Genomic DNA, 14,385 nt, shown 5'->3' on the forward strand with positions numbered 1-14,385 from the left:
AAAACTTCATAGCCAATTCATAAGGATAAGTTATCAATAAAAGATTAAATTTAAACCTGCTGCTGTTGAGCCGTTTGAGTCACCATGACGGTCTGTGGTTTTTCAACAGGTTTTGATTTAACCGGATTTAAGATAAAGTTAACGCCCAAGGCAAAGAGCGTGACTCCAAGTATTTTACGAATCATTTTTTCAGGCATTTTCGAGCTGATTAATGTCCCAACGATGATGGCAGGAATAGACCCGACCAACAACCAGCCAAGTAACTGAAAATCTACATTGCCTGAAGTCATATGGGCAAAACCGGCTACAGAGGTGAGTAATACTGCATGTACCACATCTGAACCAATGATGCGAATCATCGGTAAGTTGGGAAACATCAGAATTAATGCCATGACCCCAAAAGCACCTGCCCCTACAGAGGAAAGCGTCACGAATACACCCAGTACAATACCCATGAGTACGACATAAAGCCGCTTGCCCTCAATATTAAAATGATTTGCCGCATGGAAATCCTGCTTCTCTGCACGAAATTTGGCAAAAAACTTTTCAATTCTGGCACGAAACATGATCGATAGACCTGTTAGAGTCAGCATAAATCCCAACACCATCGTTAAGATGGCTTTGTAATGTGTTGAACCACTCAAATAGTTTTCTAAAATCCAATGGGTCACAAACGATGCCGGAACACTGCCTAAAGCGAGCCAAAATACGATTGGCCAGACAATATTGAGTTTTTTAGCATGTACAAGTGAGCCGCAGAACTTTGAAATCGCAGCATAGAGGAGGTCTGTTCCGATGGCGATGTGTGGTTCAATTCGAAATAGGCTAATTAAAATGGGGGTCATCAGTGATCCACCACCTACACCCGTAATACCTACACAGAAACCAACTAAAACGCCAGCTAAAATAAACTCAACAGGACCAAACATGACTTATTGCCAGATATCAAAAAACAGGCATATCTTATGACTTTTTTGTATAAGTGGTTGTCTTGATTGTTGATTTGCTTATGCAAAAAAGTGCTAAAGCATATTTTCCTAAAAAGGTTTAATTTTTTAAAGGGCGGATTAAATTATCAAGCTGTTTTATAAGAAATAAAGCAACAACTGGGTGTTTTATTCTTTGTCGAGGTATTTGGTTTTGGATTTGAGAATGTAAAGCTTTAATTAAACGAGATAGACATTAAAAAATATGTAAATATTCATATAAGGGATTAAAATTTATATGAATATTTACAAGCGGAAAATTCATATCTTGATGGATTGGTAGCGTGTTGCCCACGGCTGTGCTTGTTCTAGCTGTGCTGCCAATTGCAATAGCGTATCCTCATGTCCAAATGGGGCGATAAATTGAGAGCCTAAGGGTAAATGATCTTTATTCCAGTACAAAGGTACAGACATGGCAGGTAAGCCCGTGATATTCGCCAGTTGTGTAAAAGGGACCCATTGCAAATTATTTTTAATCAATTGTTCAACCAGTTTTCCTTTTGCCAATAAGTGTGCTTGGTCAACTTTTAGTAAAGCCTTTAAAACAGGAATTTGCCAAGCAGGTGTTTTGACTTCGCCATTTTTAGGTGCAACAGATGCAGTGGAGGGGATGAGAAATAAATCATATTGGCTAAAAAAATGATTCATTTTCGTTACATAAACTCCCCAGTTATTCAGGTTATTGATGTAATCCAATGCAGATGCTTTAGCACCAAATGCAGCAATTGCTAAGGTATCTAATTCAAAATCTTGATCTTTGGCACCAAATTGTTGTTTAACCTGTTTTACGGTATAGGCACATTGACTAAACCATGTGGTAATAAAATCTTTAGCCAAAGCCATACCATCTATCTGGGGTGAGGCTTCTTCAACAATATGCCCTAAAGACTGTAACAGATTTACTGTGTTTTGAATGGCATTGACGGCATCTTGTGATACATGAGTACCGATAGGCGAAGCGACTGAAAAACCGATCCGTAATTTTTTTGGTGCTTTTTGAATAATCTCTAAATAGCTTTCTGTGGGATGTTGAATATTAAAAAGTGCACTATGATCTGGACCTTGTGTTGCATCCAGCATTGCTGCACTGTCTCGTACGGATTTACACAGTACATGCTGCATTGCTGCACCGTGCATGGCTTCACTAATTTGAGGTCCCCAAGGCGTGCGACCTCGACTGGGTTTTAGTCCAAACAATCCGCAATACGAGGCGGGAATACGGATTGATCCACCCCCATCACTGGCACCGGCAATCGGCACAATCCCAGCAGCAATACTGGAGGCAGCTCCTCCTGATGAGCCACCACTGTTATATTTAAGATTCCATGGGTTTTTACAGCTTCCCCATGCTTCAGGTTCAGTGATGCCTTTAATGCCAAATTCAGGTGAATTGGTTAAACCAAAAGTCACTACCCCTGATTTAATCCAACGCGTAACGATTTCTGCGTTTTCTTTAGCAATATACTGGGCATTTTTAAAAGATTTTGAACCGTAAGATGTTGCCACCCCTGCGAACTCTTGATGGAGATCCTTCAATAAAAAAGGAACGCCAGAAAAGTGACCTGCATGGTGGTTATCTGCATTTTTCATTGCCTGTTCATACATTGGAATAACGATGGCATTGATTTTAGGATTGACCTGTTCAGCACGTTGAATGGCGATTTCAAGCAATTCATGTGCTTGTATCTGTTTGCTTTTTACCAACTGTGCCAAACCAATGCCATCATATTGAATATATTCTGAATATTTCATTGCAGTCCCTCGCAATTTAAGTTTATTGGGCAAATAATTTTTGATCTTGCTGAATATCTGTTTCCAAACAAAGTTGGTTTCGTCCTCTTTCTTTCGCTAGATACAGTGCTGCATCTGCACGTTTGATGAGCTGTTGAAAGGGAATACAGTAGGGTAATGTTTGATAACTCAAACCTATACTTACGCTGATATGAAGTGTGCGTTGATCATCTAAATCAATGGGGGTATCGAAGGTTGTATTACAGATGCGTTGAGCAATCGCAATACTTTGTTCTAAGCTTAAATCTTTCAGTAAAATTGCAAATTCCTCTCCCCCTAAACGACCAAACAAGTCATGGGCACGCAGCTGCGTTTTTACTTGTTGGGAAAATGTCTGCAATACATAATCCCCAATCATATGTCCGTATTGATCATTAATTTTTTTAAAATGATCCAGATCCAGCAGCAATATCGCCACACTATGTACGGTTTTTTCAGTATTTCTGGCGATTGTGCGTTCACTTTCCTCATAAAAATAACGTCGATTTAGTGTGGTTGTTAAACCATCATGGTTGGCGAGATATAAAATCTGATGATATAGCTTTTGTCGGTTACGGCTGATAATGGTCAGCGTCAACGGTCCCAGCGCCAGCATGAATAAGCCTATTCGAACGGAAAGAGTGGTTTCTAAATAAGCATCAGGTGACTGGGTAATATAGTATGAGGTCAATGCATTATACAAAAGCATACATACCCCACAGTTGATGACCGAGACAAAGAATAGATTATAACTGAGTGCAGCCCAGATCAATGCCGCAATGGGGAACATGATTGCGCCAGGACCGATAAAAAAGTGGGTGAGTGCTACTGAAAAAACAACACCGAGAAAAGGTAAAAAGATTTGAACTTGAATAGGTTGTTGCTTAAATTCTTGGAAATAGTTCTGTAATGTTGTACGGTTTGGAATCGCCAAGACAATTGGTAAAAATGCAATCACATTGAGAATTTCTCCAGTCCACCACATCCCAAAGTCAATCCAGATTCGATCCATAGACATAAAGGTATTGGGTAAGTGAGAAACCGTTAAGCAAGCCACTGTAGCTGCGGCGAGACACCCCCCAAACGCACTGATGCCAAAAAGATATAAAAATGTTAAACCTTTATTGTATTGTTTATAGTCCAGTTTAAAAAAATAGATGAGTAACAATGTCACCAAAGCGTGTGATAGATTGGCCAAGGTTAAAAATAAGGTCACTGAAAAGCTATTTCCAGTGATCAGGTCTGCAAGCATAAAACCTGTAAATGCGCCTAACCACCCGCCGATATTTTTAAGGGAATGGAATCTTAAAAAAAGTCCAAGCAAGACAGCATTTGCTGGCCAAAAAATAGCGAGGAAGGAGAGCGGTCTACCCAATATTCCAGCCAAAGCACAGGCAAATATGATCACTGCAATCAGAAAAAATGCAGAAATATTGTCCTTAAATGTTTGACTTAAATATGGTATCGCTCGTGGCAAATGACTAACCTATTTTTAGAAGAATACTTAATTCCAATTCCAAGTCACGTGGCTTTGTCTTTAAGGTAGTAATGATCATCATATCTATATATATCGATAAATCAATAGCTTTAATCGCCTTTAATTCAGCATATTAAACATATATTTTGGAGGTGAGGCCGGATAAAGATTGTTCTTATATGGTTAATTTTACATGTTTTATTATAAATATATGATAGTTTATATAAGATAAAATTTGGCATACAAGATTGGGTATGAAAAAAACAGCACTTATAATTTCTTTACTGCTTGGCTTTTCTTCTTACACTAAAGCTGATGAGGCACCTCCACGCGCTCAAGCAACAACGACTAATAATGTGATGGCGACAAATACAACCAGTACCATTCGAATTAGTACACGGCCAGAAATTTTAGGCTTATGGGGAATGGAAATTCCTGAGAATAAAAAATGCATCGAATATTATAATTTTCGAGGTTCCAATGAGGTTGTGGTCAACAGTGCCAAAGAATGGTCGGTTGGACTTTTCGATTATCAACCATCACCTGACAATACTTTGGAAAAACCACCTGCATTGATTATGCAAATCCGTTATGAAAATAATGAAACTGATTGCTCTGGTCGTAAAGAAGATCAAACCGGGGATGTCTCGCAGTATTATGTAAAGTGGATTAATAAAAATACCATGAGCTTCTGTGCGTCTGACAAAGGTGATCAATGTTTTGCCACTTTGCGAAAAGTATTGCCTTAGGATTTAAATGATTAATTTGACCGAGGTGAATACTTGAAGATTTTGTGCTGATACGTAATTGCGTTAGCGACAGGTCAATTTTATTGATAGAAAAAAACCTCTGATTTACAGAGGTTTTTTTGTAAAACAAAATCAGTTAAGCGTCATTTTCATGACCTTGAAGTTGCTTTAATAAATGTTTTTCAAGGTAATGGATATCCATTGCCTGTGAACAGAAGTTTTTATCTTCTAGAATCAAATCTTTATGTAATGGAATATTGGTTTTAATCCCCGTCAGAATCATTTCATCTAAAGCCTGTTTCATACGGGCAATTGCGGTATCGCGATCTTTACCGTAAGAAATCAATTTTGCAATCATTGAATCATAATATGGCGGGATGCTATATCCTTGATAGATATGCGAATCTAAGCGAATACCTGCGCCCCCTGGTGCATAGAACGATTCAATTTTACCGGGCGAAGGCAAGAAGGTCGACGGATCTTCAGCATTGATACGACATTCAATTGCATGACCCTCGATCTTAATATCTTCTTGTTGAAGGTTAAGACCTAGACCGGCTGCAATACGCAGCTGCTGTTCAATAATATCTACGCCTGTGACTTGTTCAGTTACAGGATGTTCAACCTGAACACGTGTATTCATTTCAATGAAGAAGAATTCGCCATCTTCAAATAAGAATTCAAATGTACCAGCCCCACGATATTGCATTAATTTACAAGCGTTTACACATGCTTCTAAAATGTGGGCGCGAGCTTCTTCCGGTAGACCTGGTGCAGGTGCTTCTTCAAGTACTTTTTGATGTCGACGTTGTAATGAACAATCACGGTCATATAAATGAATTGCTTGACCATTCCCGTCTGCCAAAACTTGAACTTCAACATGCCGAGGTTTTTGCAGGAAACGTTCCATATAAACGGTATCGTCCCCAAACCACATTTCAGCATCACGCTGCGCAGCTTGGACAGATTCAAGTAGGGTGTCCACACGTTCAACAATACGCATGCCACGACCACCGCCCCCTGAGGCAGCTTTGACGATCAATGGAAAGCCAATTTCTTTTGCTTCAGCCAAAGCATTGTTTGGTGTTACTGCATGTGCAGAACCTGGAACTGTCGGTACACCAGCTTTACGCATCGCCGTAATTGCTGAAACTTTATTGCCCATTAGGCGAATGTGTTCAGGACGTGGACCAATGAAAATAAAACCTGAACTTTCTACAATTTCAGCAAATTCAGCATTTTCAGACAAAAAACCATAACCGGGATGGATTGCATCTGCACCAGTAATTTCTGCGGCTGTAATAATCGCAGGAATGTTTAAGTAACTTTCACTACTTGCACCTGGACCAATACATACCGCTTCATCACAAAAACGTAAATGCATTAAATCTTTGTCAGCATCAGAATATATTCCGACTGTTTTAATCCCTAAAGTTTTGCAGGCGCGAGTGATGCGGAGTGCAATTTCACCTCGGTTTGCAATTAAAACTTTTTGCAACATATCAACCCCCGAGGTATTACGCGCGGTAGCGGAATAAAGGTTGACCGAACTGGATTACATCACCATTTTTTACAAGAATTTCTTCAACCACACCGCTTTGAGTTGCTTCAATAGGGTTCATAATTTTCATTGCTTCGATGATACCTAAAGTCTCACCCGCAGAAACAGTTTGACCGACATTCACAAATGGAGCTTCACCCGGACTCGGTGCAGAATAGAACACGCCGACCATAGGTGAGGTTTCTACCGCACCGCGAGAGGCAGCTTTAACTACAGGTGCTTCAGCAGCCGGGAGTGCAATCGGTGCTACACCAGCGGCAACCACAGGATTACGACGAGTTAAAGCAATCGATTGATCACCTTCTTTCACTTCAATTGCTTGAAGATCAGATTCGATCATCAAATCGATGAGCTTTTTAATTTTGCGAATATCCATGGGTTCGTATTCCTAAATTATGATTGAGTTGAAGATTGAATTTTGTCGATAGCGTAATCGAGCGCAAAAGAATAGCCTTTAGCACCCAGACCGCAAATAACGCCAACGGCTTTATCTGATAAATAAGAATGATGTCTAAATGGTTCACGTGCATGAACATTAGAAAGATGTACTTCAATAAAAGGGATGGCGACCCCTAAAAGGGCATCACGTACGGCAACGGAAGTATGCGTAAGAGCGGCAGGATTTATGATAATGATTTTAACGCCGTCTCGTTGTGCTTGATGGATACGATCCACTACAGCACCTTCCCAATTGCTTTGAAAAGTATCTAAAGTAATATTGGCTTGCTGAGCTTGCATTAGGAGTTGTTGGTTAATGTCATCCAATGTGAGGTGACCATAGACCTCTGGTTCGCGCTTTCCTAGCAAGTTTAAGTTTGGTCCGTGAATGACCAAAATGGTCGAACTCATTGAGACTGCTCCAATTCAAAAATTGCAAAAAGTCTTTGCAAGATGTCTGCAAAGTTTGCATATTATGGCATGTTTTTCCACAAATACTTTATATTTTCTTTGAATTGTCGCGGAAATGCTGTGCCTAGTACGGCATATATAATGTAAATTTTGTCGTTAAATGGCAATGTTAAAATATGACATTTTCATGCATTGTTTTTAAGTGCTTCCATTCTAAACTGAGTGACCAAAACTATTCATTTGATTTGTGTAACAGCCATATGACTATCATCAATACATAAGATATCACTCCAGCGTGTGGTATAACTTGGAGAGCGATTTTGTTGACGCATTTTCCATGTTTCACTGGTGGAATGATAACCGACTTGAATACAATCAGAACCAAAGCGCTGCTTCATATTGGAAAGTGTATCCATGAGTTGATCGCGTTGCTGAATAAGGTCTACGGGATGCCATAAGTCATTGATGTGTTGGCTTTTGTGATGAAGGGCTGAAAGCATCACGGCGACTTTTATATATCTGGTATTTTCTTTAAATAAAACATCAATTTGCTGTAATGCAGCCTTGGTTAAAGTCATCAAATCATCTGTTGCATATTGCAAGCCTGCAACGCTGCTTTGTGCTTTTTTATAAGGTGCTTGAGCAATTTTTTCATACAGAGAGACGTGTATCACAGCACAGAGTTGTTGCTGCCGAGTGAGACGTTGATGCGCCCGATTGACATGAAAAATAATCGCCTGTTTGATGATTTCGGAATTATTCAATGCGGAGGCAAAACTTCGAGAAGAAAGAATCCGTTTAGAGGGAATTTCAGGATCGTCCAGAGCAATGCAGGATTGACCTTTTAGCTCACGAATAGTACGTGCAATGACCACTGAGAACTCTCGTGCTAGGTAATGTTCATTGGCAAAAGTTAAGTCATAGCAATTATAAATATTATATGCTTGCAAACGTTTGCTGGTTTTACGTCCAATGCTCCATACCTCAGCAACATTGGTTTCGAGTAGTAAAGCCTCAAAGCTGCATAAATCTAAGCCAGTCAAATCACAAACACTCTCAAATCCATGTCGCTTTTTGGCAAAACTGTTGGCAAGCTTGGCTTGAGTCTTGCTATATCCAATGCCAATACAGCAGGGTAAACCTAACCATTTTTGAATGGTTTTTACCAATCTTCGGCAATAGCTTTCTAAATCAAATAGGTCTCGATAAGAGCTCAGATTAATAAAACATTCATCAATTGAGTAGGGTTCTAGATCATCCTCTTTAAAAAAGGTTTTCAGTGTTTTAAAAAAACGTTCTGAAAAATCACCATATAAAGCATAGTTACTTGAATAGGCGATAACACCTGCCTTTTTCGCTGATTTTTCAACTTCATGCCAAGGTACAGCCATATCTATATTGAGTGCTTTGGCTTCATTGCTGCGTGAAACAACGCAACCATCATTATTGCTTAATACGACGACAGGCCGGTTGTTTAGGCTGGGATTAAATACACGCTCACAACTGACATAGCAATTGTTGATGTCGATTAAAGCAAAAATTTGTTCACTCATGATGATCTTGAAAAAGTTACAAATTCAAATGAAATATTAAAAGAAGTTTAAAATAAATTCAAATTTAAATAGATGTGGACACGTTGAATTTCACAGCATGAAAATTTTACTAGACAATGCATAGATACAGTGCTTTGTAAGGATTGTTGTGCTTCATCATGGTTTAAGTAATTCACGTAAACAACCCGAACCTAGAAGTTGTTCTTTTAAAACATGAATCTCAGATGATGGTTTACGATGTCGAAAAATGAAACATCTATACGCTTGTTTCCACTGCTGAGCACGTTAAATTAACAGTTGTCGTCGATTTGTACGGCATATCCCAATATTTAAAAAGGATGGATATGAAAATGGCTAATCAACACAACCAGCAACAAAATCAGCAGAATGATCAACAAGGTCAACCTAACCAGTCCAATCAACAGCAAAAGCAACAGAGTCAGCAGGACCAACAGAAGCAGCAAAATCAGCAGTCAAACCAACAGGCACAACATAACCAACAAAGTCAGAACAAACCTCAGCAAAAGTAGGAAATTAGGATTGTGACTTAAATTAATTCGATCAAAATAAGTACAGCGCCTCAATTCAGGATTGCGGCGCTGTACTTATTTTAGGTCACTCTATGACTATGGTATTCAATTCGCTTTCAATGACAGATTTGAGATGATTGTCCATGTCATGAAAGCTGTTTTACAACCTGCTTAAAAAGCTGATTGGGTTGGTTTTTAATTTGAGGGCATTGATTAAATTGCGCAAAACGATGTAATTCATTATTCAGTGCATTGAGCAAGTGAGCATGATCTATCTCTTTATTTTTTAAACAATGATCTTCTAAATGCAGACTCAGGACTTCAAATTGTTTCTGGGCTCGGTGTGCTTTACAGTCAATACGTCCTACGATCTGATCTGCATATAAAATAGGTAAACAAAAGTATCCAAATGACCGTTTGGCAGGTGTCACATAACATTCCAAACGATAGTCAAAGTTGAATAAAGTACGCAGACGCTCACGATGGATAACGAGATTGTCAAAAGGAGAGAGGATTTTAACCTCCAACTCACGGTGCGGTTTTTGTGCCAAAGCTTCGGTTTTGATATAAATATTTGGACTTTCTTTATCGGTATAACCTAACTGGGACAAGGTGATGATCACGCCTGCCTCCAGTTGCTCATTGACTATTTGACGCATCGCTTCGCGAATTTGACTGCCGACTTTAAGATGCAGTAATTGTTTCCAGGTAAATATGCCATGTGCTCTCAGTGTAGTGTTGAATAAATAACGTGCATATTCTTCTAGCGTTGGCATGCTGAGGTCGAGTTGGCTGGGAAGACAGCGCTCAGTCAGGTTATAGACTTTTTCCATTCCATTTCGTTCACAAATCATCAAATCACCTTGCATAAACAATTGATCGATTGAACGGCGTGCTGAGCTGGAGTTCCACCATCCCCCAGAGTTTGACCGATTGCCTTGCTCGATATGACGTAAACGAATGCTACCTTCAGCACGGGTTTTTGCTAAAATTTCATTCATTAAATGTTGATCGCCCCGATTAAAGTAGCGATGTTCGCCATTACGCACGGACGTCATATGAGGAAGTGCATAACGATAGTCTTGGATGGGTAAATAAGACGCTACATGGAACCAGTATTCAAAAATATGCTGTTGTTGTACCAATTGATTCAAATAATGGGATTGATAGTCTGGAACACGACTCCATAAGATATGATGATGGGCACGTTCGACGACTGAAATAGTGTCAATTTGAACATAACCTAGATGTCGGATTGCTTGAAGTGTTCCAGATAAGCCTAATCCAAATTTAGGTGGAGAAATTAAACCTTGATGCGAAAGCGCTAAACGTCTAAATAATTCAGTCATATTATTTAATTTCCCTTAAAATTAATTATATAGGCAATAGTTGGTTTTGATTTTAATGGGCAGCGAGCTCCATTCTGCAGCTTATTTGAGTTTTTTTAAAATACAGGTCACCACACCCCAAATCATAATCTGTTCTTCACTATGTGGATGAATATCGGGAAAATCGGGATTTTCCGCTTTAAGCCAGATGTCATATGCACCCGTGGATAATTTTTTATGCATAAAACGTTTAACGGTAAATTCATTATTGATTAATGCCAATACCACATCTCCATGTTCAGCATCTAGACTACGATCAATCAGAATTTCATCACCAATTTCAATTCCCGCATTTTTCATCGATAAAGAATTTACTTTTAAAATAAACGTTGCAATCGGGTTATGTATCAGATGTTCATTCAAATCAATTTTCTTTTCAGTATAGTCCTGTGCAGGAGAGGGAAAGCCAGCGGCAACGGTTTCAAGTGGATAGGGGATTTCTATTTTGATATGGGGATGTAGGGCATATATATCCTCAGATGAGATAGTACTTTTAAAGGAAAAAGCATGGTGAGTCGATTTAGGTCGAGGATATGCTTCGAGATCAATTAACTCAGACTTTGTCTGTGAAGATTGTGGCATCATGTTTGACCTCGAATAGCCTAATTTGAATATGTTACGAAATCAAGTTTAGCAAATTATATATTTTTTGCAATGCTGTCTATCGTTTGAACAGCATGTGAATTTGGTTGTGATTGTTAAAGTGTCAGCTTACAATCTCACAAAATCAGATTGTTTGAGAATAGATATGTTGCAGGATTTTATAGAAGAACAAAAATTGGTCTGTGAAGAATTTGATTCACGTTATATCAAAGTCAATGAAACAGATCTGGTTGCAATAGCTAAACACACCTTGAATAAAGAACCAATTGTAGGTTTACGTAAACAACCCGATGCTGAAAATGTTGCATGGTTTATTTACGGCGGAGAGTTAGAAGAAGGAGAGGACTTCTTTGATGTCATCAGTGTAAAAGAGTTAGAAGACGTTTTTCCAGATGCAATCCCTTATTTGGCTTTGGAGCAAGGCTTTCGTTTTATGATTGATGCAGATGATTATGAGGATGTCTGGAAAGCTGATGTCTTATAAATTAAAGGTCTGCTTATGAAGCATAAATTTATTTTGCAGCTATTGGTGATGATCTTTATTGGATTAATGAGCTCAGCTTTTGCTGAAAACAAGCAGCAAAAGCTCACACAAGATGAATATAACCAGCGTATTCAAACATATACTGCCCAAGTCAATGCAACCAAACAGATTCTAGATGATGAAGTAACGGAAGACCAAGACCCGAATCAACAGAGAAAGGCTTTTTGTTCTCGTTTAGAGGCATATCGAGGGATTGCACAAATTTCTCAAGAAAATTTGCAACTGGATACGGCAAACATGATGTTAATGATTGCCAATGATTTCTTGGATCGACAAAAGCAGAGTATGCAAGTTTCAGGGGCGGTACTGGAGAAATTCTGTTTGATTGAAAAATAAACAATAGGGTCATTTAAATTTTATTTTGTCAGAAAATGACATTTATTTGGCTGAAAATGACAAGGAAGTTTTTTAGAAATCATGAATAATAAAGGCATTGAAACATGATGATATTTGATTTTCCCTGGTCTTTGTCTCATCTTGTTTTAATCGTCAATTTCGCGATTGATGTATCCTAAACTCGCTTTATTGCGAGTTTTTTTATGGAAGAAATAAAGCTATTATTGACAGTAAATAGATGTGTTAAATATGAAAATTGATTTATTTGTAGTTATAAGGTGTTGAATAAAATAAAGATAATATTGCATGATTCCACCAATAAAAAGATATCAGATTCAAACGATGGATTAAAAAAAGTAAACTTGATTGTTAATTAAAATTAATTTTTTATTTTATTTCACATCTGATATAAATTTAGATGTAACAAAAAGAAAGTTCACTTAAATCATTGTCGTATAACAATTTGGATCTATTGAATGAAAACTCGATTCATCAATCCATTAGCATGAGTTTCATGAAAGGATTTCTATGAAAACAATTCGATTATCGCCTTCGCTAACTTTAGCACTGGTACAGGCACGTGAAGCCACTAAAACCTATTTTCGACCTGCTTTAAATGAGATGGGCTTGACTGAGCAACAATGGCGTGTGATTTGTACACTCTACCAATACGATGAGCTTGAGAACAACCATTTGGCAGAATTGACTTGTATTTTAAGACCAAGTTTAACTGGCATTGTCAATCGCATGGCTGAGCAGAACTTAATTATCAAAAGTAAGGATTTACATGATCAACGGGTGAGTTTAATCAAACTTACTCAAGCAGGTCGAAATTATTTTGAAACCCAAGCTTTAAAAATGGAAGCGTCCTATAAAAATATTAAAGAGCAATACGGTGCTGAAAAAATTCAACAATTGATGGAGTTACTGCATGATTTATCAAAAATAAAACCCAATTGAAAACACGATGAAATCAGATTAAAACCAACGGCGTAGTTTGAAAAAACTTGAGTACGTTCACCTAGAAGTATTCAATTTGATATAAATCAAAGTGTGATCGAACCCGCTATATTGGGTCTATTACACAGTTTAAGTCGAAATAAGCTTTACCTGACGCACTGAACATTTTATAGCCAAGACACCATCACAAAATTCGATATAAGCAGAACATCCATGTCATGCCTGCTAGATCAATCTGAAGGAGTGATAAAGATCGTTTATCATCATTTGATCATTGCTAAGTTCTCGTTTTTAAATCGAATATTTATAAAGATTCTTTGAATAATTTTTGAATATCTTTTGGTGCACCTTGTTGGCTCTGGATTTCACCTGATGCATCTTTCCAGACCATGGCTGGTGTGGCATAAAATCCATATTTGTCCATCAATTGAGTATTGGCATCCAACTGATCAGCTAATGTCTTGGGAATGTTTTTCATTTCAACCAGTTTGTTTTTACCATTGCTTAAATTATATTGTTTAAAAATTTCAGCAGGATTTGCACTGTTTAAAATCGTTGCTGCTTGTCCTTTGCTACTTGGGCGAATCACGCCGACCATAATATGGCGCAACTGCACTTGTCCAGAGGCAACAAATGGGCGTGCGTGTTGCCAAAAGGTATGACAGTAGGGACAATTCGGATCATTAAACACATAGACAATTTTTTTGGCGTTTGTATCACCATCCTGGATCCATGTGGATTTTTCTAAGCTTTTCCAAATTTCATCCAGCACTGCACCTTTAACATGTGTATCAATTGCTTGTTCTGTTAAATTTTTTCCGGATGCATCAAATAGATCACCTACAATATAATGTTTCTGATCTTTAGAGATAAACAGGGTAGATGGATATTCATCTTTATAACCTGTCCAACCTTCCAATCCATCAGGTGCATCAATTTTTTGAACGAAGTGATAACCTTCTTTTTCAAGTTTATTTTTGAGAAAATCAGCATCTGCGGCAAAAAGTGAGCCACTCAAGACTAAGCTTAAACAATAAATACCCAGTGTTTTTAAATCAATCATCAAGATGACTCCTCTG

15 protein-coding genes are annotated in these 14,385 nt (G+C 38.2%); 5 read left to right on the forward strand and 10 right to left on the reverse strand.

What is annotated here, in order from left to right; translation table 11 throughout:
• Positions 1-50: 50 nt before the first annotated feature.
• From IMO47_RS17550 to IMO47_RS17560, 3 genes are all read right to left on the reverse strand, one after another.
• Positions 51-929 (reverse strand): sulfite exporter TauE/SafE family protein, encoded by an 879-nt coding sequence (locus tag IMO47_RS17550; RefSeq protein ID WP_196075322.1) that lies wholly within the window; start codon positions 927-929, stop codon positions 51-53.
• A 318-nt stretch (positions 930-1,247) separates the two neighbouring features.
• A complete protein-coding gene (locus IMO47_RS17555) occupies positions 1,248-2,738 on the reverse strand; it encodes an amidase family protein (protein WP_196077800.1) in 1,491 nt (496 codons plus the stop codon).
• 22 nt (positions 2,739-2,760) lie between these two features.
• Positions 2,761-4,233 carry a GGDEF domain-containing protein gene (locus IMO47_RS17560; protein ID WP_196077433.1) on the reverse strand — a complete coding sequence of 491 codons (1,473 nt, stop codon included), beginning with the start codon at positions 4,231-4,233 and terminating at the stop codon, positions 2,761-2,763.
• A gap of 254 nt (positions 4,234-4,487) precedes the next feature.
• On the opposite strand from IMO47_RS17560, the gene IMO47_RS17565 reads away from it, so the two are divergent.
• Complete coding sequence (locus IMO47_RS17565) at positions 4,488-4,982, forward strand: hypothetical protein (protein WP_196077434.1); 495 nt, start codon at positions 4,488-4,490, stop codon at positions 4,980-4,982.
• A 136-nt stretch (positions 4,983-5,118) separates the two neighbouring features.
• Here the strand turns inward: IMO47_RS17565 and accC are convergent, their stop codons facing one another.
• From accC to IMO47_RS17585, 4 genes are all read right to left on the reverse strand, one after another.
• Entirely contained in the window at positions 5,119-6,483 is a 1,365-nt protein-coding gene (gene accC, locus IMO47_RS17570; protein ID WP_005031915.1) for an acetyl-CoA carboxylase biotin carboxylase subunit, read from the reverse strand.
• Positions 6,484-6,499: 16 nt separating this feature from the next.
• On the reverse strand, positions 6,500-6,919 hold the full coding sequence (accB, locus tag IMO47_RS17575; protein ID WP_196077435.1) for an acetyl-CoA carboxylase biotin carboxyl carrier protein: 420 nt from the start codon (positions 6,917-6,919) through the stop codon (positions 6,500-6,502).
• A gap of 17 nt (positions 6,920-6,936) precedes the next feature.
• Positions 6,937-7,392 carry a type II 3-dehydroquinate dehydratase gene (gene aroQ, locus IMO47_RS17580; protein ID WP_196077436.1) on the reverse strand — a complete coding sequence of 152 codons (456 nt, stop codon included), beginning with the start codon at positions 7,390-7,392 and terminating at the stop codon, positions 6,937-6,939.
• Between the two features lie 236 nt (positions 7,393-7,628).
• Positions 7,629-8,945, reverse strand: a complete 1,317-nt coding sequence (locus IMO47_RS17585) for a Y-family DNA polymerase (RefSeq protein WP_196077437.1) — start codon at positions 8,943-8,945, stop codon at positions 7,629-7,631.
• Positions 8,946-9,295: 350 nt separating this feature from the next.
• Between IMO47_RS17585 and IMO47_RS17590 the strand changes: the two genes are divergently transcribed.
• Positions 9,296-9,475: a hypothetical protein gene (locus IMO47_RS17590; protein WP_196077438.1), complete on the forward strand. Its 180-nt coding sequence runs from the start codon at positions 9,296-9,298 to the stop codon at positions 9,473-9,475.
• 146 nt (positions 9,476-9,621) lie between these two features.
• Here the strand turns inward: IMO47_RS17590 and IMO47_RS17595 are convergent, their stop codons facing one another.
• Positions 9,622-10,824, reverse strand: coding sequence for a crosslink repair DNA glycosylase YcaQ family protein (locus tag IMO47_RS17595; RefSeq protein WP_196077439.1), 1,203 nt, complete (start codon positions 10,822-10,824; stop codon positions 9,622-9,624).
• Positions 10,825-10,905: 81 nt separating this feature from the next.
• Complete coding sequence (umuD, locus tag IMO47_RS17600) at positions 10,906-11,445, reverse strand: translesion error-prone DNA polymerase V autoproteolytic subunit (RefSeq protein ID WP_196077449.1); 540 nt, start codon at positions 11,443-11,445, stop codon at positions 10,906-10,908.
• Positions 11,446-11,611: 166 nt separating this feature from the next.
• Here umuD and IMO47_RS17605 point away from each other — a divergent pair, with 166 nt between their 5' ends.
• From IMO47_RS17605 to hpaR, 3 genes are all read left to right on the forward strand, one after another.
• Positions 11,612-11,950, forward strand: a complete 339-nt coding sequence (locus IMO47_RS17605) for a hypothetical protein (RefSeq protein ID WP_196077440.1) — start codon at positions 11,612-11,614, stop codon at positions 11,948-11,950.
• Positions 11,951-11,965: 15 nt separating this feature from the next.
• Positions 11,966-12,346 (forward strand): hypothetical protein, encoded by a 381-nt coding sequence (locus tag IMO47_RS17610; RefSeq protein WP_196077441.1) that lies wholly within the window; start codon positions 11,966-11,968, stop codon positions 12,344-12,346.
• 528 nt (positions 12,347-12,874) lie between these two features.
• The gene (gene hpaR, locus IMO47_RS17615) at positions 12,875-13,306 is read left to right on the forward strand and encodes a homoprotocatechuate degradation operon regulator HpaR (RefSeq protein ID WP_196077442.1); all 432 of its coding nucleotides are present in this window, start codon (positions 12,875-12,877) and stop codon (positions 13,304-13,306) included.
• 304 nt (positions 13,307-13,610) lie between these two features.
• Here the strand turns inward: hpaR and dsbG are convergent, their stop codons facing one another.
• Positions 13,611-14,369 (reverse strand): thiol:disulfide interchange protein DsbG, encoded by a 759-nt coding sequence (gene dsbG, locus IMO47_RS17620; RefSeq protein ID WP_196077443.1) that lies wholly within the window; start codon positions 14,367-14,369, stop codon positions 13,611-13,613.
• Between the last annotated feature and the right edge of the window lie 16 nt (positions 14,370-14,385).

The organism is Acinetobacter sp. Res13-Abat-PEC15-P4-01, assembly GCF_015676285.1.
Classification (GTDB): Bacteria; Pseudomonadota; Gammaproteobacteria; order Pseudomonadales; family Moraxellaceae; genus Acinetobacter; species Acinetobacter nematophilus.

Excerpts from the sequence above, each read along its gene's own strand:
- IMO47_RS17585 (WP_196077437.1), bottom strand. The coding sequence starts at position 8,945 with ATGAGTGAACAAATTTTTGCTTTAATCGACATCAACAATTGCTATGTC.
- IMO47_RS17595 (WP_196077439.1), bottom strand. The coding sequence starts at position 10,824 with ATGACTGAATTATTTAGACGTTTAGCGCTTTCGCATCAAGGTTTAATT.
- IMO47_RS17610 (WP_196077441.1), top strand. The coding sequence starts at position 11,966 with ATGAAGCATAAATTTATTTTGCAGCTATTGGTGATGATCTTTATTGGA.
- hpaR (WP_196077442.1), top strand. The coding sequence starts at position 12,875 with ATGAAAACAATTCGATTATCGCCTTCGCTAACTTTAGCACTGGTACAG.
- dsbG (WP_196077443.1), bottom strand. The coding sequence starts at position 14,369 with ATGATTGATTTAAAAACACTGGGTATTTATTGTTTAAGCTTAGTCTTG.
- accB (WP_196077435.1), bottom strand. The coding sequence starts at position 6,919 with ATGGATATTCGCAAAATTAAAAAGCTCATCGATTTGATGATCGAATCT.
- IMO47_RS17605 (WP_196077440.1), top strand. The coding sequence starts at position 11,612 with ATGTTGCAGGATTTTATAGAAGAACAAAAATTGGTCTGTGAAGAATTT.
- IMO47_RS17555 (WP_196077800.1), bottom strand. The coding sequence starts at position 2,738 with ATGAAATATTCAGAATATATTCAATATGATGGCATTGGTTTGGCACAG.
- IMO47_RS17550 (WP_196075322.1), bottom strand. The coding sequence starts at position 929 with ATGTTTGGTCCTGTTGAGTTTATTTTAGCTGGCGTTTTAGTTGGTTTC.
- IMO47_RS17590 (WP_196077438.1), top strand. The coding sequence starts at position 9,296 with ATGGCTAATCAACACAACCAGCAACAAAATCAGCAGAATGATCAACAA.
- IMO47_RS17565 (WP_196077434.1), top strand. The coding sequence starts at position 4,488 with ATGAAAAAAACAGCACTTATAATTTCTTTACTGCTTGGCTTTTCTTCT.
- accC (WP_005031915.1), bottom strand. The coding sequence starts at position 6,483 with ATGTTGCAAAAAGTTTTAATTGCAAACCGAGGTGAAATTGCACTCCGC.
- aroQ (WP_196077436.1), bottom strand. The coding sequence starts at position 7,392 with ATGAGTTCGACCATTTTGGTCATTCACGGACCAAACTTAAACTTGCTA.
- umuD (WP_196077449.1), bottom strand. The coding sequence starts at position 11,445 with ATGCCACAATCTTCACAGACAAAGTCTGAGTTAATTGATCTCGAAGCA.